This window comes from Bacillus sp. 7884-1 (genome assembly GCF_002272245.1).
Taxonomy (GTDB): domain Bacteria; phylum Bacillota; class Bacilli; order Bacillales; family Cytobacillaceae; genus Neobacillus.
Genome location: NZ_NPDD01000063.1, coordinates 36018 through 56352 on the forward strand (window position 1 = coordinate 36018; position 20335 = coordinate 56352).

Consider the following 20335-nt stretch of genomic DNA (forward strand, 5'->3'; position numbering starts at 1 on the left):
TAACGCACCTTTTTCATCCTAGACCTGAGGCTGCTTCTCTGTCATTGACAGATTTGCCCCCTCCTCTTTTATTTTAAAAAGAGGAACGATTAGTAAAGCACCAAGCAAAAATAATATACCTGAAAGGGTGTAGACCCCAGATAACGTCATGGGAACTTTTATTACTCCTGCCACTGACATTCCAATTACCATCGTTCCCATAAACAATGGATTAAGTACACCATTTACCCTCCCTATGAACGCTTCTTCTGTATACTTAAGAATAATCGTGTTAATTCCAATATGAATACATGGGAAGAACATGCCGTTTAATACTTGTAAAACAAGCGTCAATACAACACTGGTAGACCAGCCTACCCCAATCGTAAAAAACATACTTGCAAAGATTCCAAGTGCCAAGAGCTTTTGCGGAGAAATTTTCTTGGAAAAAGCCATAACAATTCCGCCGCCAAGTAACATACCAGCACCATTTGCCATTAATAACCACTGTAGAAACTCTTTTGGCATTTGCAATTTCTCCATTGTTACAAATATCGCAAGGGGTGAAATCAGTCCCACCGCTAAACCACAAACTGTAAAAACGCTGCCCATTGATTTTAATATCTTTTTGGATAGGACATAGCGGAAACCATCAGCGAGCTCTTTCTTAAAATTATTCTCAGCATTCGATTTTTCCTTCTCTAAATCACGGGGAAGGAACATTAATACAAGCCCGGAAAGTAAAAACATCGCTCCCATAACGCCGATTGATACGTAGATTCCAAACCTTTGATAGACGAGTGTTCCTATAACAGGACCAATTACCATAAAAATTGCCATCAACGATTGGAACATGGCCATAACAGATTGTAATTGCTCACCAGGAACATGCTGCTTTAATAGCTTCATTGCCGAAGGCATGGAAAACTGTGATAGAATGGCTGAAACGAGTGTTGCTAAGAATATTGCCTGCCAAGACCCATATAGAAGTGCTAACAACACTAACCCAATGGAGACAGCAGATAACATATCACACCAAACCATTGTTAGTTTAGGCTTCCAACGGTCTGCAAATGTTCCGCCAATAAAAGAAAAGATAAAGATCGGTGCAAATTCAACTACAGAAATTAATGAAACATATACCGGATTATTATTAGTAATATCGGTAACATAAAGTAAAATGGCAAAGTTTCTTATCCAAATTCCTAACTGCAGTAAAAAGTTTGAAGACATAATAGCTAAAACAATTCTATTGCTAAAAATACTTCCTGCAGGCTTTCCTGTTGGAAGCGTCACTGACCCCTCTTGATTATTAACCTCCATCTTATTCCTCCCTAAGAACGTTATAAAGTTATTTTTGCCAAAATTCTGCATAATCATATCATATTGGAAAATTTATTTCAGCGGAATACCAAGGTTTCAGAAAATTAATATTTATTTCTCTACTATTAGTTGATAGAATTGTAGAGTTTTGATAAGTTTAACGAATTTCCGAAAGAATTCCCCTTCCTCAAGCTCAAGGATAGGGAGGGGATGAATTTCGGTTAGCGTATGCCGAAGGCTTTGCTTTGTGTTCTTCACTGCTCAGTCGTATAATAAAATAGGGGTTAAAACAGTGAAATTAGACACAAATAATCATTCAGTATTCAAGTTAAATTATCACCTTATCATGGTTGTGAAGTATCGAAGAAGTGTAATTGATGATACTATTTCAACAAGATTAAAAACCATATTTGAAAATATTGGGGAAAAGTATCATATTACTATTAAAGAATGGAATCACGATATTGACCACGTTCATGTTCTTATTACAGCTAAGCCTAATACAGAGCTTTCAAAATTCATTAATGCTTATAAAAGTGCCAGTTCAAGAAAGATTAAAAATGAATTTCCTAAAATCAGACAGAAATTATGGAAAGAATACTTTTGGTCTCAAAGCTATTGCCTGCTAACTGTAGGTGGAGCACCGTTAGGAATTCTAAAACAATATATTGAAACGCAAGGACAAAAATAACTGGAGGTGATGACAGTGTTGTTGAATCAAAAACACGAGATTTTTCCAACAGAAAAACAAAGAGAAATGTTAGACCGTTGGCTACAATTCTGTCGTCAAACCTACAATTCTGCACTTCTAGACAAAGAACGCAAATATAAAAAAGCCAAAGAAAAATACAATCGATACGACATGCAAAGACAACAAACTTCTGATAAGAAGAAATATCCGTTTCTAAAAGAAGTACCTTCTCAACTTATACAGGAAGTTTTTGTACGGTTAAAAAAGGCGTTTGATAATTTCTTTCGTAAAGATGCAAAATATCCCAAACAAAAAAAGTATAAAGATTATACGAGTATGACGTTTCCTCAATTTGGATCCAATAATAAGGGCAAAAGGATGGCCATGTCTTTTTCTGATAATAGCAAGCTATACAATACAAAACTAGGCAAAATAGATATTCTGTTTCATAGACCCATAGAAGGAACAATCAAACAACTTATCCTCAAACGTCAAGGTAAAAGATGGTACGCTATTTTCTGTGTCGAAAGACTAGCGATATCACCTATTATTGATACGAGTAACTCAATAGGAATTGACGTTGGACTAAATAAGTATGCCGTTCTTTCTAACGGCTTAGAGTACGAGAATCCTAGGTTTCTTCGCAAGAAAGAAAAAAAACTAAAGAAAGCACAACGCACCCTTTCTAAAAAGAAAAAAGGTTCTGCCAACTACATCAAACAGGTACAACGAATTCGACAATTACATGAGAAAGTAGCAAACCAACGCAAAGATTTTCTTCATAAACTAAGCTACAACCTATCGAAAGACTATTCAGTTATTTCTGTAGAAAATCTAAATATCCGAAATATGGTTAGAAACAGAAAATTGTCAAAGTCTATTTCTGACTCCGGATGGGGTATGTTCCGTAATATGTTGGCATATAAATGCGAAAAGCATGGCGGTGTACTTATAAAAATAGAACCAAATTTCACTTCACAAGATTGTTCTTGTTGTGGCAATCGAGTAAAGAAATCCCTCTCCATTCGTACTCATGTCTGTACGAAATGCGGAACGGTATTAGATAGGGATTATAACGCAAGTCTGAACATCTTACAGAGAGGTTTAGATGAATTGCTAGTGACAAACTAAATATCACAAACTGTAGGGCAAGGTTATGTCCAATCAGTATAATCTACGCCTATGGAGACTGTGTAAGACATATTGGGAAATTCCCACTATGCTACGGTCGATGAAACAGGAAGCCTCTTCTTCAATCTGACCAGAAGGTCGATAAGGAAGGGTTATTCACGAGAGAAGAGTATCTTATAGAGGTGTTTTTTATGAATAAGATTTCAGTTTCCGATTTTCTTCATCCAATTGTATTACTATTGGTTGTTTTGTTTATAAAAATTTATGCATTTCAGGTTGTAGTTTTTGAAAACACATCATTTTTTCATGTCATCCTTGTTGAGTTTCCGATGTGGGCCCTTGCTTTATCAGCCCTTATGATCTTTTTTAAAAAACGGACCTGGTTAGCTATTTGGCTTTATAACCTATTCTTATCGGTTCTGTTTATCGTCGTCGTTTATTATACTCGCTATTTCTCAACCGTTCCATCCTATTACGACGTCAAACAAATCTATCAATCAAACTCCGTTGGCGGAACCGTTGCCCTCCTCGGAAGTCCATATGACTTTTTATTTTTCTTAGATGTTGTCTTGGTCCTTCCACTTATTTGGTACTTCAAGAAAAACGCAGCATCCTTTGTTTCGGCAAAAAGATTTGCCATTGGCTTTGGCTGTATTGGACTCATTATGACGATTATCGCTTTTCGCTATCCATTGATTGATGTTTCTTATTTTGCAAAAAAGCATGGCTATATCCAATCACAATTCGTTCAGGCCTATGAAAACAGCCTTGGAACAGCTTTTGCCAGTCAAGAGCACCTGTCAGAAAAGGAGCTTGAAAAGCTAAAAGGCAATACCTTTGTTCCTGCTGATAAACACGACACCTTTGGGCTTGCAAAAAACCGTCATGTTTTTATTATCCAAGTGGAGTCCTTGCAGGAATTCACCATCAATCAAAGAATTAATGGACAGGAAATCACGCCGTATTTAAATGCTCTTATAAAAGAAAGTGCTTATTTCGATAACGTGTATCAACAAATTGGAGCTGGTAATACATCAGACGCAGAATGGCTCATGCATACTTCCTTGTATCCGGAAGGCATGGATCCCACAGTAAATACCTTGGAGGGTACGGAAATTCCAGCACTTGCTTGGACGCTGAAGAAGAACGGCTACGGTGCTGCAACCTACCATGCTGATGATATTACTTATTGGAATCGCGATAAATTATATCCAGCACTGGGATTTGATTATATCTATACAAGCAGCGAGATTCCTGACGAAAAGGAAATTGGCTTCGGTCCTGCAGATGAAGTGCTGTTTAGCTTTGTTGGGGAACAGCTGCCAAAACAGCTGAAGACACACGACAAGATGTATTCCAACATCATCACACTCACAAGTCATACACCATTTGAAATGCCAGAGGAATATGAGTTTCTAGACTTGCCGGAAAACTATAAGGATACCTACGTCGGCAACTACTTCCAATCTGTTCGTTATACGGATGAACAAATTGGGTTATTCATTAATCAGTTAAAGAAGCTTGGTATTTACGATGAGTCGGTGATTCTGATTTATGGTGATCACTCTGGCCTGCACGGTGCACCCGTTACCGATAACGATAAAATTCTTTTAAAAGAAGTCCTAGGACATGAATACAATATGCAGGACCGCTTTGTTGTACCGGTTTTATTTACGGTACCTGGTCTCTTTAAGGGTGAAACCTATTCCCATCTTGGAGGTCAAATTGACCTGATGCCGACTCTATTAAACTTGCTAGGCATAGAACATGATTCACAAATGATCGGGCACAATCTTTTTCACTATAAAAAGAATCTGTTAGGAATGCGTTATTACCTGCCTGGGGGTTCGTTTATCAGCGATAAAACCTTTTACACAGCACCAAGTGCAAAGCTTCCTGCGTCGATCTACGACCGAAAAACAATGAAGAAAACAAAGAATACCAATCGACTTCAAGAAAGAATGGATAACACCTTATCCATCATGCAGTACTCGGATTATATCCGTAAAGAACAAACAGATGAATGAGTAAAGGACCTGCATGCTAGGATGCAGGTCCTTCTTTTACTCGTTTTCTCATTGATGGAACCTCTAAATAAGTGACGATACGCCAAATCCATTCCAAAGGACCATATTGGAAATATCGAAGCCAGATGACACTAAAGATAAGCTGGATAACATAAATCGTTAGACAAAGAATCAGAGATTGGAGATAGGTTAATGACTCAAACAAGTTGAATAGATAAGCAGCTAAGTAGATAAAGACAGTTTGAAATATATAATTTGTCAACGCCATCCGCCCATAGCTTTTCAAAGGGGATAACAGCTTTTGAACAAACGGTAATTGCAACAGCAAAATCAGGACCCCAACATATAAAGCTGAGACAAGTGGCCCAATCATGATTCCTATACTTAAAAATTGGTAAGTTGCTTCATCCACTCCTGAATAAAAACCAAATGGATAAGCCGGAACATGTTGAAATTGATAAATAAGCCCCGCAATACTTACGATTAGCAAAAGAGCTGTAAAGATTGACACCTTTTTTAACTTTTCTGCCAAATCTTCAAATAGTCGATATTGACCTGCAGTAATCCCAAGAAGCATTAACGGTACCACCATAAATAGTTTAAATGCCATGAAACTCAAGGCAATCAGGAATATTAGAGCAATACCAAGGTTAATTTCTTTTTTCACTTTATAAAATGGGAGTAAAAGGAGCCCAGTAACCGCATAAACTGTTAACGCTTCTCCAGGATGAAATTTCACATGGAACCAGCCTAAGATAAATAGAGCTGCGATTCTTCTTAAAAACAAAACATAGCCATTTTTCCCCTTCGAGTTCGCTCTTGAAATAAATAGATAAAAGCCAACACCGAACAAAAACGAGAAAAGTGTATAAAATCTGCCCTCAACAAATAAAAAGAGAAATCGTTGATAAATTGCATCCGCTGATCCCGGTTCAGGCATTTTAACTGCCAAGAGCGGCAGGATATTCACAAGAATGATACCTAGTAATGCAAAGCCCCGTAAATAATCGAGTATATCTATTCGTTTATTACCCTCAGTCGGCTTCATTGCAAGTTCCTACCTCCATTATATTGGAATAAACATATGTATAAGGAAAACTAGAAAAAACACCATCGCAGTCGTCAGATGGAACTTTCGTCTAAATCCAGATGACTTTTTATGGCGCAAATAACCTGCAGATAATGTAAAAAGCAGGATGGATATGGCTAGATAGCCACTGACTAGTTTTGGGTCGCCAAACCCGATAACTGGTGCAATTTCATATAAATTGATTGCCGCATGACTAATAATAATCGTTGTAGCGGTGATTGCTATCTTAATATGCCATTTCATCATGGCTCTTGAGAATCTGGCAAGACGTATCTTTATCTGTCTAACGGAAGATTTGCGTATCACTAAAAAGATGAAATACATATTGATATTAACTAAAAACAGAATCATTGCCATTTGTGCGAGAAACTGAGCGATTATTACCAAATTGCTGTCATGCGGACGGAAAAACCAAATATAAATAAACGAAAACACAATTAAAATACTATTTACTGCTATCCATAGCTTATGAGGCAAGCTTTTTCCTCCCTTTTTTGGAGTGGTTGGTGCTCTTAATTAGATATATCCGCGATAAATGAATTATATCAGCGTTAGGTTGATTATATCCGCTATGAGCAAATTTCCACATTACAATTCCCCTTAACAACATTTTTATCTTAAATCCTGAACAAAGTGAATGATCAAATCATATTTTATTACTACCATAAGTATAACAAAAAAAACCGCGGTCCCCCTTATACCACGGTTCAATATTCTCGCGCTTGAGCGAAAGAGTAATCCATCCTTGTCAGCCATACAAGCTTGGATTACTTTTTGTTTTCTTTCTAATAATCGACTTAATTCCCATAGTATTCATGCGAAATGTATCGTTTTGACATGCTCTAAGTTTCGATAAACGATATCCCTTTCTGCCGTAATGAGTGTTAATTGGTTATTCGAGACCTTTTGAAGTAAACCTATTTTTTCACTGCTGTCACCACCATCAATAACAACAAGCTGATTTTCTAATTTTTTGCACTGATCTTCAAAACTTCTCGCTAATGGAATGGAGGCAGGAGCTGCTGGAAGGGTCTGATTGTTGATGGAATAGGGTGAACTATGATCTGGATAGGGAATGAGCCATTTAACATGATCCATCGAAATAAACACGGTTTTGAATACAGGTGAGTAAAAGACAAAATGATTGTTCATGATACTCGTCAAATAGCCGTGTATGGATTTATTACCGGTTACATATACCTCTACAAACCTTCCCCTGGCATTCGTCAATATTCCACGAAATGAAATAGAAAGGGAATCAGGTTCAATCGGTTTTTCTGAAGGCGGTTCATACACAATTGAATTTTGGTCTTGTTCTGCTTCTTTCACCCGTTGAATATGAACGACTGGAATGTAATGGAACCTTTGACTTCTACCCACATATAAAACAAGAATATCCAATCCTGAATCAACCAAAGTCCCCGTATGAAAATTCCCCCCGGAAATCTCTATTTCAATATTTTTCCCCATTAATTCGTTATACGCATTCATTTATATTCTCCTTTTATTCGTATCTTCTCTTTACTGAAGGGCTCCTCCAAATAACCATGAAACCCAATAATATAAAACAACTAAAGTAAACAACGTCGCTGGTGGAATGACAACAAAGGTGATTTTTACGTATTCCCACCATGTAATAATGACTTTTCCTTTTCTAACAATGTGCATCCACATTAGCGTTGCGAGCGTCCCCATTGGCAGTAATAATGACCCCATATCACTTCCAATCACATTTGCTAAATAGGAGACTTTTAAGGCTAGCGGGCTAAGGTCCATATTCATTAACGTAAGCGTTCCGACCATGAGTGCCGGGTGATTATTAAAGATGTTAGACAGAACCGTTAATAGTACCCCCATCATGACACTCGCATGGAGCAGACTTCCCGATACCATTGGACGCATATAATCAATAAGCAAATCTGTCAAACCGATATTATGCAGACCGTAAATAATGACATACATGCTAAAGGCGAATACGAGAATATACCATGGGGTTTTTTTCAGCATATCGACCGGTGATATTTTTAAATATGCCCATCTCCATCCTAAAAGGATAAGGGACCCAATGACTGCCATTACCGAAACAGGAATGGCAAAGTATGATGCGGCAAAAAGACTGAGACGTACGGCAAATACGAAGAGCAGAACATTTCGCATAAACCGAGTTCTTTCCTTTTCAGAGGAATAAGTTGGTCCAGGTTTAAGTGGATGATAGGTTGCTTTAGTCAAGCCGGTTACTTTAACAGGAACCGTTTTTGGTATCACTTTTTTAAAGCGAAGAAACAGAAGTCCTACAAGTAACAAAAGACCGAGCGTTGCTGGTACAAACATCATCGCGGTATGCAGCCACAAGTCCATTTCTACTATTTTCAAAGCAATGAGGTTGACGATATTGCTGACACCAATGGGAGCACTTGAGGCAGTTGCAATTAAACCACCTGATAATAAATAAGGTATCTTCTGATGATTTTTCAACCCCATATTGTTCAATAACATGACAAGTATCGGAGTCGTGATTAAAATACTTCCATCATTATTGAAGAAAAGTGTCATGAGAAAGCATAAAAGGTTAACATACCAGAATAAGCGGATACCAGACCCCTTCGCTTTTGCAGCGAGCTTCTCTGCCACCCAATTGAAAAATCCAAAACTTTCTAAAACAATTGCCATAACGATGGTTGCCATAATGGTAATGGCTGCACCCGAGATGGTTTCGGTAATAACTCCAAGGTCTGTAAGCGAAACACTTCCACTGATTAAAACAAATATCGCACCTATTGTGGCAGGAATGGCTTCGTTAATTCCTCTAGGTCTCCACAGAATAAAGATGAGTGTAGCCACAAAAGCTAAAATGGTCATCCAAACCATAGGTTGAATCATTTTTTTCGCCTTCCAATCTAGTTAGTTCTTCATGATGTCCCATGAGATGACTCTACCTCCTCAAGGTCCAAGTCCGCTCATGTCCCCCCCTTCCATCTATCCCTGTTGTCAGAGTGTACTTTATTTATATGTATCATGACGTGCACAGGCATTGGGTTTGTACCCCTTTCTTCAATAAATCCACTAGAATCTATGGACAACTGTCTTTAATGAACCAACCCAAACCTAGGAAATTTACTAATTTATGCAAAAAAATAGACAGTCATGAGGATCTCTCATGTTCTGTCTTAAATTACAGGGCTACTGCCTAAGTGAACTAGATATTTATCCCTTTGGTGAAAGGAAACAATTATAAACTTCTATTAATGAGTGATAAAATGTTCCGTAATTCGGTGACAGGCACCTGCCCAGGGGCAGACGCTTTCTTAGCCGCGCCAAATGTCAAGGCGGATCCAAATATCTCACCTGCCAAGCGGCTGATAACTCCTTTTCCTGCCATCGACATCGTAATAATCGGTCTGTCCGCGTATTGCTCATTCATAGTATTGGTAGCATCTAAAAGGGTCAAAACATCAGCTGCGCTTTTTGGCATGACGGCAATTTTCGGAAGGTCACCGCCTAAGTTTTGTGCTTTGCGTAACCGACTAATGATTTCTTCCTTATCCGGTGTTTTATCAAAATCATGATTTGAAATAATGACATACACCTTGTTGTCATGTGCTGCGGATATAACCGACTTTATCTCTTCACCATCATTGGATAGTTCAATATCAACGATGTCAATTTGGCCGCTGGCTGCCATCGCCTTATTTAAGTCAAAGTAGTATTCCGTGCTAACTTCCTTTTCTCCGCCTTCTTTTGCACTGCGGAAAGTGAAAACAAGCGGTATATCATGCAGGATAGAACGAATTTCATTCAATGCAACTTTAACCTTCTCCAAATCCTCCACATCATCAAAAAAGTCAACACGCCATTCTACTACATCTAGATCTGTTGTTTTTAGGAACTCTGCTTCCTCTATTAATTCTGGTATCGTTTTACCTACCATAGGAACGCATATTTTCGGAGCTCCTTCTCCAATCGTTATCCCCTTAACGGTAACACTTCTTTTCATCTTCTCCTCCACTCCACTCGAACCTTTTACTTGGTCTCATGCAATTCCCAAGATAATTTCAGGGTTTTTACAATGCTATCAGCTAATTCATCCATATTTTGATTGCTTATTTCAATTGTTGAGTGATAGTTATTTTTATAAATTTCTTTTCTTTTATAAAATAACTCTTCTATTTCATCCATTGACTTACCTTGCAGAACCGGACGGCTGTCAATAATCGAATTTAATCGATTCTTCCAAGCATCCCAGGTAATATCTAAATAAAATACGATACTAGAATTGAGGCATACCTTTCGGATTTCTTCCTGAAGAAATGCTCCGCCCCCCACTGAGATAATTTTCAGTTTATAGTGACATAGATTCTGGATTAATTCTTTTTCCTTTTCTCTAAAGGCTTTCTCACCAATTTCAGCAAATATTCTTGGAATTGGCATGTTATACTCTTTTTCAATTTCTTCATCAATATCAATAAAATCTCGATAAAGTTTTTTAGCAACCAGTTTCCCAATCGTCGTTTTTCCAGCACCCATAAAACCAATAAAGACAATATTGTTTTCTCTTAATGAATGGTTTGGCAACAGATTTCATCTCCCACGGGCAAATAATATTGATACCATTATAAGCTTTCTAATCCATAAAACCAATCATGGTTATTTTCTAGCTTTTTTTGGGAATATAAGTTTATCCGAAGAAATATAGGTTGGGGTGATTTGCAGGGGATGCATTTTAAAAGAATAATTTATTACTTAATCAAATTAAGAGACAGGATTTTCTTTCCTATAGCTATTTTATATATCTTATTTGCTGCCTACATCGCTTTGTATTTAGAACCACAAACTTTTAAAACCTATCTTACTGCGATTTACTGGGTCCTGACAACACTTGCAACCGTTGGCTTTGGAGACTTCGCGCCAGTCACACAGGCAGGACAAGCCTTTACAATTGTTCTATATATCACTGGAATCGGACTCGTTAGTGTTTTTATTGGAAAGGTCATAAAATCGGTCTATCTGCTCGATAAACTTAAAGTTGGTGGAAAAATGAAATATACTGGGAAAAACCATATTATACTTATTGGTTGGAGTGATAAATCCAAGCTCGCCATTCAAGAAATTTTAAAATCGGATAAATCAGTTGATATCGTGATTATTGATGATTTAGAAAAGGCACCAATGGTGGAGAAACAGTTGTATTATGTCCGCGGCGATGCAACCGATGAGGAAACACTCTTCCAAGCAAATTTACCAGAAGCAAAGGGTGTTATTATCTTTGCTGATCAGATCACACAGGACAATTTTGCTACCAAAGATACGCTGCTTGTCGATGGGAAGACTTTACTGATTGCCACAGCCATTACATCGATTGAAAAAAAGCTTAAATCGAATATCCATGTCACAGCTGAAGTCATTTATCAAAAACATATCCATTTATTCAAGAGAGTAAAGGTGGATGAATTTATTCCAACTCAGGAAATGATTTCGCATGCAGCCGTTCGTTCACTGTTTTCTCATGGAGTCACAAATATGTATTCGGAGCTAATGAGCAGTCAGTATGAAGAATCCATGTATGAAATATCGAAACAAGCCGAATGGAAAACGTACCGGGATGCCTTTAAGGATTTGCTCGATAAAGGAGCAACACTCGTAGCCGACCGAGGGAACCTTCATATCAATCAAAAACTCGACGAACCTATTCCGGACGATGCTCAGCTTTTTGTTATTTGCGATAAAGAGACATTAACGAAGATAAATCCAAAATCCAAACCCGCTAAATAAAGAATAGGTCCTATCTATTAGATAGAACCTATTTTTATTGGATTTAACCTAATTTAATATTATCTTTAGGCTCTTCTAGCTTCATATGCTCAAGTTCGAGTCTCATTCTTTCTGTTTCAATTAAATAATTCTGATGTTTTAGTTTTTCTAGTTCAAGTTCCCCTTGAATCATTTTATATTTTATTTTATTCTGCTTCTGAAAATGGGCCGTCAAAATAGCAATGATTGGAATCGAGAATACCATAATAACTGCAATCGTCCCCGTCATACTACTCCCTCCTCTTCTGGTACAAAATATTCTTGCCTTCTAGATAAATAATACCAAATTCTAGAAATAGTTTGTACAGAATTATCAAAAAATAAAAGCATAGAAAATGCTATTCCACACTTTTTAATTGTTTATTGGGTTTATTGAGCAAATGCTTTACGGAATAGACCGGATGGTACAACAGCATCCATGGTCCTGAATAACGCATGACCGATTTCATTTTTAGCCGGTAGTTTGGTTTATAACAGTGTACAGAACAATTAGAGCAGGCACTTTTTTCTTCTCCAAATCTACATAGTGAAAGCCTCATATGCGCATAGGTTTTTAAATTCTGACATTCTTTACATAAATCATCCCGATGTTGATGCTTTCTACGACAATATAACTCAATCATCTTTGTAACCATTTCTTTTTCCTTTAGTATGTTTGGACCTGTATTTAATTGCCTATTCATTGAACGTAACCCCCCTTTAACAAGGGTAGATCTACTACCCAACTGTGTTCTTAGTTAGAACATATCACAGAATCTAATCATAAAATCACTAATCTTTTAACAATTTCCTAACAAGTCACTACCCTAATCTTTTCTAAATAAACTTTCTCTTTGACAAAGGCCTGTATACCTATATATGATAGTAAGCAGTGTAAAAGGTTAACACTATAATCAAGTGTGTTATCTTTATGAGAAAGGTGGCTTTATATGACAGGAGATCAACGAAAAAAAATCACCATGTTGATGATCAACATGTTTATAGCAATAGGGAGTTTTGGTATCATCATTCCCATTTTACCAGCCTATTTGGAGTCCATTAATCAAGGCGGCACTGCCGCAGGACTGTTCATTGCTATCTTTGCTGGAGCTCAGTTTATCTTTTCTCCAATTGCAGGTAAATGGACAGATCAATATGGACGCCGAAAGATGATTATTTATGGACTAGCAGGTCTTACTCTTTCGATGTTCATTTTTTACTTCTCTAATTCAATCTGGGTACTTTACGCCTCTCGTGCGGTTGGGGGAATTGGCTGCGCTATGCTTGTACCAGCAATTTTCGCTTATATCGCAGACATTACGACGATGGATCAACGCGCGAAAGGGAATAGCTTAGTATCAGCAGCGATGTCTCTTGGGATTGTTGTGGGTCCTGGAATTGGCGGTTTCTTTGCAGGCTTCGGATTGAAATTTCCTATCCTAGTATCCGCACTTGTCTCTCTTGTTTCCGTTTTATTTTCTATTCTCCTTTTAAAGGAGAGCAAACCAGCTTCATCTGGAGAAACTTCAGCAATTCTAACGGATGAGTCAATGACTCGCAAAATTGCCCGCTCAGTAAAAATGCCATATTTTATCCCGCTAATAATTACTTTAGTGATGAGTTTCGGATTAATTGCCTACGAATCGGTTATAGGGTTATACCTTGATAATCAATTTCAATCATCCGCGAAGGATATTGCGATAATGGTTACAGCAACAGGAGTTGTCAGTGTTATCGTTCAGCTCTTTGTTGTTGATAGAATTGTGAATCGATACGGTGAACGATCTGTGTTGAATGTATTTATCGCTGTTGCCGCAGCTGGATTTCTATTTTCGCTGTTCGCATCCAGCTACACTTTATTCTTTGTCATTTCACTATTTATTTTCCTATCCACCTCAATTCTCCGTCCGGTGTTGAATACATTGATTTCTAAGCTTGCGGGGAACGAACAGGGTTTTGCAATGGGTATGAATAATGCGTATATGAGTATCGGTAACGTACTTGGACCGACATTAGCTGGATTGCTTTATGATGTCAAAATTACCTATCCATTTATCTTAGGATTTGTTTTATTAATCGTTACCTTATTCATTACCTTTACTTGGCAAAAACGTTCACTCAAAACAAAAGCAGTTGTATAATAAAGAAAAGACTGATGCGGCATGATCGCATCAGTCTTTTTAATTTGCTCTTTTATATTGATACATTTTCCACTGATAATGAATAAAACAGCCAATACAAAATCCGAGGATAGCTACAAATGCCGCGGTCGCAACCATAATTGTGAACACATACCCCACTGTATTCCAGCCAATCAGGAAACCTATGAACCCAGCTGCCAAACAAAATACAGCGATTTTTTGATTAAATTGCTGCTGCTCCCAGTCCTCCTGGATATACTCTTCTGGTTTTTTCTTTAGAAAAAGCTTTGCAATATTCATTATCGGATTATATTTAAAAACAATTCCTGATATTCCTGCAAGTAATGGGACGATTAAAAACCAACCCTCACCGAAAACTAGCGTTAAAACGGCACTAATAACAATGACCCATTGGTTTGTTTTCACAAGTGGCCTTGGTATAGAACGTACTTTATCGGACAAACAAAACCCACCTTTCTTATTGGGATTATTGGTTATTATCTTTTAGTTTACCTGCTTTATGCAGTTTTGTATAGCTTTGTTTTTTAAAAGGTAGACCCATTTTGTTTTAAAATGTAAGATGGAAGTAAGGGCTTTTACAAGGAGTTGGCGTTTTGTGAAAATCAAAAAAATCCTCAATAATAATGCGGTTGTGGTTTCAGACAATAATGAAGAAAAAATAGCAATTGGCGCTGGCATTGCCTTTCAAAAGCGGAAAAATGACGTCATAAATCCAGGTAAAATAGAAAAGCTATTTGTTATGAAGGAAAATGAAAAGTTCCAACAGCTTTTGCAGCAAATACCCGAAGAACACTTCTCTATCTCGGAAGAAATCATCTCTTATGCAGAAGAATGTCTGGGTTTAAAATTAAATGAGCATATCCATATTGGTCTTACCGACCACTTGTCTTTTGCCATCGAAAGAGCTACACAAGGAATTCATCTTAAAAATAAGCTGTTTGATGAAATAAAGATTCTTTACAAAAAAGAGTTTGATATCGGTATGTGGGCAATCAGACATATTGAAAAAAAGACACAGGTTAAAATGCCTGTAGATGAAGCTGCTTATATTGCCTTGCATATACATACTTCAAAGCCCCAGAGCGGCGATATGAAACAAACGTTAAGGCAGACCGCTATCATAGGTGAAATGATTCAAACCATTAAAGATTCACTTCATATATCTATAGAGGAAGATGATCTTTCCTACCAGCGGTTAATGACCCATCTTAGATATACTCTATCTCGGCTCCATGATGAATCACAGCCAATTATGGATGATGAAATGCTGGCCATGCTTAAGAAAAAATTCGCAAATTCCTACAAAATTTCACAGAAGGTTGCTAAGCTTCTCGCGAAAAACCATAGTATCAAACTTCCTGAACAAGAACTCGGTTACATAACCATCCATATAGAAAGAATTAGAAATCGATAAACGTAAAAAACCGCTTGGACCATTAGTCCAGGCGGTTTTCCATTATTTTTCCTTACGAATTTTCATAATTTCATCTGCTACGAATTGGACATTGGTACCAACAATGACTTGTATGCTGTTTTTACCGACAACATTTATTCCCGGTACGCCAGTAGATTTAATTTTCTTCTGATCTACAGCACTCATATCTTTCACTTCTAAGCGTAAGCGTGTTACACAATTGTCCACAGATGTTACATTTGCGTCTCCGCCTAAACCTTCATAAATTTTAGCAGCCATTACAGCAAATTTATTACCTGCTTCCTGACCTTCTGATGACTCTTCATCAACTTCTTCTTCTTCCCGACCAGGTGTGTTTAAGTTGAATTTTGTAATGATGAAGCGGAATAGGACATAGTAGATGACCGCAAAAACTAGACCTTGTACAAGTAACATATATGGCTGATTTGCAATTGGAATTTTTAAGCTTAACACAAAGTCAACCAATCCTGCACTAAAGCCAAATCCTGCAGTCCATTGGAACGCAGCTGCAACAGCTAATGAAATACCTGTTAATACAGCATGTGTTACATAAAGTGCAGGAGCAGCGAACATAAACGCAAATTCAAGGGGTTCTGTAACCCCAGTAAAGAATGAAGCTACACCTGCAGCCAGCATTAAGGCAGCCACTGTTTTTTTCTTTGAAGATTTAGCAGTATGGTACATGGCTAATGCAGCTGCTGGTAAACCAAACATCATAACTGGGAAGAAACCAGCCTGATACCTACCGGTAATACCTTGCTCACCCTTACTAGCCCAGAAATTACCAATATCATTAATTCCTGCCACATCAAACCAGAATACGGAATTTAAGGCATGGTGTAGACCGATTGGAATTAATAAACGGTTGAAGAAACCATATATACCTGCACCGATTGCACCTAGATCACTAATCCCTTTACCAAAAGAAACGAGTCCAGAGAAAACCACTGGCCAAACAAAGAACATGACTAATGACACTGCTAACATCGCTACCGATGTCATAATCGGAACAAGTCGTTTACCACTAAAGAACGATAACGCATCTGGTAGCTTCACATGACTGAAACGATTATACATAATGGCAGCGATAATACCAGATAGAATCCCTGTAAATTGAGTACCGATTTTTCCAAAGGCTGCATTCACATCTTCAGGTGCAACACCTTGAAGCAAAGCTACTGAGTTTGTTGATAATACAGTGGTAATAACGAGATAAGCAACTAAACCACTTAGTGCTGCCGAGCCATCCTTATCTTTTGACATTCCTAGTGCTACACCAACAGCAAAGAGGATTGCCATATTATCAATAATCGAACCGCCTGCTTTTATTAAGAAAGCCGCAACTGGATTGCCAGCACCCCAGCCTGTAGGGTCAATCCAGTACCCGATTCCCATCAAGATCGCTGCTGCAGGTAAAACAGCTACTGGCAGCATTAAGGAACGACCTAGTCTTTGAAGATATTTCATCATTATTTATTCCCCCTATCTTTTTATTAACTATTACAAGATTTGAATCAATTCACTATAACCAGGATTCAATAACTTCATTTCCAGCCTAAAACAGCTGCAAAATATATATATAAGGGCTTTGTAACTTGAAATTACTAATTATCTATCCTTTTAGCAAATTGAGTTCCCATGGCCGGCCAACACAACAACACGATTACATTCTAGATATCTGAAGTCTATCACCTCCTTTACTTATAGGATATCCCTCAGGGGCTTGAGATTATTACAGTTTTTCCTAGAATTGCATTGACTTCCTTTGTTAAAGTAAACTGCCTACCTTTTTCCTGACTATTTGTAATCACGATTGGTGTTACCGTACTTTTCACATGTTTTTGGATATAGTCCCAATCAACCTCGATGAGCAGCTGGCCAACTGAAATCCTATCACCCTCATTGACGGCTACCACAAAACCCTTTCCATTTAAAGCAACCGTTTCTAATCCTGCATGTATAAGGATTTCTGTCCCATCGTCCGCTCGAATACCAATAGCATGTTTTGTTGCAGCAATGAGTATGACCGTTCCATTGACAGGCGCATGAATATTACCAGAGGTTGGAATCACAGCTATCCCTTCCCCCATCATCTTCTGGCTGAATACAGGATCTGGTACCTCCTCTAATGGAATAATGGCTCCATTAACAGGCGCAATAATTTGCAACTTTGATTTTTTTAAAAAACTAAATACCATACTAATTTCTCCTTTATTTTAAAAATAAAAAAAGGCATGGGGGTACAATAAAAGGGCAGAAGCGCCTTTTTATTTACCACCATGCCTGAAAATTATCAGTAACATGTGATCACTATTCATTATTAATACAATCATACCATTTAAACAAGAAAACACAAGTGAAAGCGATAACATTTTATATCACATTTAAAAATATCTTGTAATCGTTTTCATAATAGTCTATTTCATCAAAATAGAATTACTATTTTGAAAAAACTTTCTTTTCTCTTAGACACTACTAAGATTCCCGTTGCAACAATATAAATAACCATAATAATCATATTTACAAAAAAATAGTTTTTGACAATTGAAAACAATCGAAAGTATTATAATATAATAAAGGGAGGTAGAATTATGTCGAATTATAATAGGCAGAAAATTGTGGATAGTGTCCCTCAGAAAGGTTTCTTTGGACATCCAAAAGGATTATTCACTCTGTTCTTCACAGAATTCTGGGAGCGTTTTTCTTACTACGGAATGAGAGCCATCCTAGTCTACTATATGTACTACGAGGTCTCAAAAGGCGGATTAGGGCTCGATGAAAACTTAGCTCTTTCCATTATGTCTATTTACGGATCACTCGTTTATATGTCCGGTATCATTGGCGGCTGGTTAGCTGACCGGATCTTTGGTACATCTAAAGCAGTATTCTACGGTGGAGTACTGATTATGTTTGGTCATATTGTCCTTGCAATACCTGGAAGCGTAGCAATGTTCTTTGTATCCATGGTATTGATTGTTCTTGGTACAGGTATGTTAAAACCGAATGTTTCTACCGTAGTTGGTGAAATGTACAGCGAAACAGACGATCGTCGTGACGCAGGTTTTACAATCTTCTATATGGGAATTAACGCTGGGGCATTCTTAGCACCACTAATTGTCGGAAGTGTTATGGATTATAACTTCCACTTAGGCTTTGGTATTGCTGCCGTTGGTATGTTCCTTGGACTAGTAATGTTTGTACTAACAAAAAAGAAAAATCTTGGTCTTGCAGGTACAACTGTTCCAAACCCGCTTTCAAAAACGGAAAAGAAAAAGACTTTTACTATCATCGGATTAGGTGTAGTGGTTCTAGCTGTTTTATGTGCTGTTTTAATTCCAATGGGAGTATTAACGTTCTCAAGCTTTATTAATATCGTTACATTCCTAGGTATCTTAATTCCTACTATTTACTTTATCGTTATGTACCGCAGCCCTAAAACTACAACTGTAGAACGTTCACGTATTATTGCTTATATTCCATTATTTATTGCCGCTGTTATGTTCTGGTCGATTCAAGAACAAGGCTCAACAATCCTTGCAAGTTATGCAGACAAACGTACTCAATTAGATTGGATGGGAATCGACATTTCTCCAGCATGGTTCCAATCTTTAAACCCATTATTTATTATCATTTTTGCGCCAATCTTCGCTGGGTTATGGGTTAAACTAGGAAAACGTCAGCCAACAATACCACAAAAGTTCTCATTATCCTTATTATTTGCTGGTTTGTCATTCCTTGTCATTCTTATTCCGGCATACCTTGGAGGTACGGATTCCTTAGTTAGCCCAATGTGGCTTGTTCTTAGTTATTTAATTGTTGTATTTGGCGAATTGTGTATGTCACCTGTAGGTTTATCCGCAACGACAAAATTAGCTCCTGCAGCATTCTCAGCACAAACCATGAGTTTATGGTTCTTAGCAAGCGCTGCGGCTCAAGCCCTTAATGCACAAGTCGTTAAATTCTACTCACCTGAGAATGAAATGGCGTACTTTGGCGTTATCGGCGGGGCAGCTATCGTACTAAGTATTATTCTATTTGCATTAGCTCCGAAAATTCAGGGCCTAATGAAAGGTATTCGCTAAATTTTATTAAAGCAGTATCCCAGCATAAATGGGATACTGCTTTTTTTGATCTATTGCCAAATTTAATTAAGTCGTGTAAGATTGAATCGTATGCGATTAATATAAATATAATTACTTCTACCATCCAATATTAGGAGGAAATTACAATGACAACGGTATATGACTTTACTGTAAAAATGACGAATGGTCAGGAAAAATCACTTAAGGAATACGTAGGTAAACCCTTACTAATTGTTAATACTGCCAGCAAATGTGGATTGACTCCCCAGTTTAAAGGCCTTCAAGAATTATATGAAAAATACAAGGGCCAAGGTTTAGAGATTTTAGGATTCCCATGTGATCAATTCAATAATCAAGAATTTGATAATATTGATGAAACCACTCAGTTTTGCCAATTAAATTACGGTGTTACCTTTCCAATTTTCGCAAAAATTGATGTAAATGGTGAAAACACGGACCCTTTATTCTCTTTCTTAAAAGAACAGAAAAAAGGAATTCTTTCCAAAAACATCAAATGGAACTTCACTAAATTTCTTGTCGACCAGAACGGACAGGTTTTAGAACGCTATGCACCAACAACTGAACCATTAAAAATGGAAAGCGATTTAGAAAAGTTACTTTCTTAGTT

Annotated in this window: 20 protein-coding genes; 8 read left to right on the forward strand and 12 right to left on the reverse strand. The window is 37.5% G+C overall.

The annotated features are described in order from the left end of the window. Positions 1-18: 18 nt before the first annotated feature. Positions 19-1302 (reverse strand): MFS transporter, encoded by a 1284-nt coding sequence (locus tag CHI06_RS08270; RefSeq protein ID WP_095247954.1) that lies wholly within the window; start codon positions 1300-1302, stop codon positions 19-21. Between the two features lie 292 nt (positions 1303-1594). On the opposite strand from CHI06_RS08270, the gene tnpA reads away from it, so the two are divergent. The 3 genes from tnpA (at position 1595) to CHI06_RS08285 (ending at position 5151) form a co-directional block, all read left to right on the forward strand. After that, positions 1595-1993 carry an IS200/IS605 family transposase gene (tnpA, locus tag CHI06_RS08275; RefSeq protein WP_095247955.1) on the forward strand — a complete coding sequence of 133 codons (399 nt, stop codon included), beginning with the start codon at positions 1595-1597 and terminating at the stop codon, positions 1991-1993. 9 nt (positions 1994-2002) lie between these two features. Next, a complete protein-coding gene (locus tag CHI06_RS08280; protein WP_095247956.1) occupies positions 2003-3124 on the forward strand; it encodes an RNA-guided endonuclease InsQ/TnpB family protein in 1122 nt (373 codons plus the stop codon). A gap of 191 nt (positions 3125-3315) precedes the next feature. Further along, complete coding sequence (locus tag CHI06_RS08285; protein WP_095247957.1) at positions 3316-5151, forward strand: LTA synthase family protein; 1836 nt, start codon at positions 3316-3318, stop codon at positions 5149-5151. 16 nt (positions 5152-5167) lie between these two features. On the opposite strand, the gene CHI06_RS08290 is transcribed toward CHI06_RS08285, so the two are convergent. From CHI06_RS08290 to CHI06_RS08315, 6 genes are all read right to left on the reverse strand, one after another. Continuing rightward, the gene (locus CHI06_RS08290) at positions 5168-6199 is read right to left on the reverse strand and encodes a DUF418 domain-containing protein (RefSeq protein WP_095247958.1); all 1032 of its coding nucleotides are present in this window, start codon (positions 6197-6199) and stop codon (positions 5168-5170) included. An 18-nt stretch (positions 6200-6217) separates the two neighbouring features. Further along, positions 6218-6718 (reverse strand): hypothetical protein, encoded by a 501-nt coding sequence (locus CHI06_RS08295; protein WP_095247959.1) that lies wholly within the window; start codon positions 6716-6718, stop codon positions 6218-6220. 336 nt (positions 6719-7054) lie between these two features. After that, entirely contained in the window at positions 7055-7732 is a 678-nt protein-coding gene (locus tag CHI06_RS08300) for a DUF2642 domain-containing protein (RefSeq protein WP_095247960.1), read from the reverse strand. Between the two features lie 30 nt (positions 7733-7762). Continuing rightward, positions 7763-9121 (reverse strand): arsenic transporter, encoded by a 1359-nt coding sequence (locus CHI06_RS08305; RefSeq protein ID WP_095247961.1) that lies wholly within the window; start codon positions 9119-9121, stop codon positions 7763-7765. Positions 9122-9470: 349 nt separating this feature from the next. Further along, positions 9471-10235 carry a type I 3-dehydroquinate dehydratase gene (gene aroD / locus CHI06_RS08310; RefSeq protein WP_095247962.1) on the reverse strand — a complete coding sequence of 255 codons (765 nt, stop codon included), beginning with the start codon at positions 10233-10235 and terminating at the stop codon, positions 9471-9473. Positions 10236-10261: 26 nt separating this feature from the next. Next, a complete protein-coding gene (locus CHI06_RS08315; protein ID WP_095248047.1) occupies positions 10262-10765 on the reverse strand; it encodes a shikimate kinase in 504 nt (167 codons plus the stop codon). Positions 10766-10954: 189 nt separating this feature from the next. Here CHI06_RS08315 and CHI06_RS08320 point away from each other — a divergent pair, with 189 nt between their 5' ends. Further along, on the forward strand, positions 10955-12010 hold the full coding sequence (locus CHI06_RS08320; protein ID WP_095247963.1) for a potassium channel family protein: 1056 nt from the start codon (positions 10955-10957) through the stop codon (positions 12008-12010). 43 nt (positions 12011-12053) lie between these two features. Here CHI06_RS08320 and CHI06_RS08325 read toward each other — a convergent pair whose 3' ends face one another. Next, positions 12054-12278, reverse strand: coding sequence for a hypothetical protein (locus tag CHI06_RS08325; protein WP_095247964.1), 225 nt, complete (start codon positions 12276-12278; stop codon positions 12054-12056). A gap of 109 nt (positions 12279-12387) precedes the next feature. Further along, the gene (locus CHI06_RS08330; protein ID WP_095247965.1) at positions 12388-12732 is read right to left on the reverse strand and encodes a nitrous oxide-stimulated promoter family protein; all 345 of its coding nucleotides are present in this window, start codon (positions 12730-12732) and stop codon (positions 12388-12390) included. A gap of 246 nt (positions 12733-12978) precedes the next feature. Here CHI06_RS08330 and CHI06_RS08335 point away from each other — a divergent pair, with 246 nt between their 5' ends. Next, positions 12979-14169, forward strand: a complete 1191-nt coding sequence (locus CHI06_RS08335) for an MFS transporter (RefSeq protein ID WP_095247966.1) — start codon at positions 12979-12981, stop codon at positions 14167-14169. A 39-nt stretch (positions 14170-14208) separates the two neighbouring features. On the opposite strand, the gene CHI06_RS08340 is transcribed toward CHI06_RS08335, so the two are convergent. Continuing rightward, positions 14209-14631: a DUF4395 domain-containing protein gene (locus CHI06_RS08340; protein WP_095247967.1), complete on the reverse strand. Its 423-nt coding sequence runs from the start codon at positions 14629-14631 to the stop codon at positions 14209-14211. A 154-nt stretch (positions 14632-14785) separates the two neighbouring features. On the opposite strand from CHI06_RS08340, the gene CHI06_RS08345 reads away from it, so the two are divergent. After that, positions 14786-15604, forward strand: a complete 819-nt coding sequence (locus CHI06_RS08345) for a PRD domain-containing protein (RefSeq protein WP_095247968.1) — start codon at positions 14786-14788, stop codon at positions 15602-15604. Between the two features lie 42 nt (positions 15605-15646). Here the strand turns inward: CHI06_RS08345 and nagE are convergent, their stop codons facing one another. After that, positions 15647-17095: an N-acetylglucosamine-specific PTS transporter subunit IIBC gene (gene nagE / locus CHI06_RS08350; RefSeq protein WP_095247969.1), complete on the reverse strand. Its 1449-nt coding sequence runs from the start codon at positions 17093-17095 to the stop codon at positions 15647-15649. A 245-nt stretch (positions 17096-17340) separates the two neighbouring features. Continuing rightward, positions 17341-17823 carry a PTS sugar transporter subunit IIA gene (locus CHI06_RS08355; protein ID WP_095247970.1) on the reverse strand — a complete coding sequence of 161 codons (483 nt, stop codon included), beginning with the start codon at positions 17821-17823 and terminating at the stop codon, positions 17341-17343. Between the two features lie 393 nt (positions 17824-18216). On the opposite strand from CHI06_RS08355, the gene CHI06_RS08360 reads away from it, so the two are divergent. Together CHI06_RS08360 and CHI06_RS08365 are read left to right on the forward strand one after the other, a co-directional pair. After that, entirely contained in the window at positions 18217-19707 is a 1491-nt protein-coding gene (locus CHI06_RS08360) for a peptide MFS transporter (protein WP_095247971.1), read from the forward strand. Positions 19708-19853: 146 nt separating this feature from the next. Continuing rightward, a complete protein-coding gene (locus tag CHI06_RS08365) occupies positions 19854-20333 on the forward strand; it encodes a glutathione peroxidase (protein ID WP_095247972.1) in 480 nt (159 codons plus the stop codon). Positions 20334-20335 lie beyond the last annotated feature (2 nt).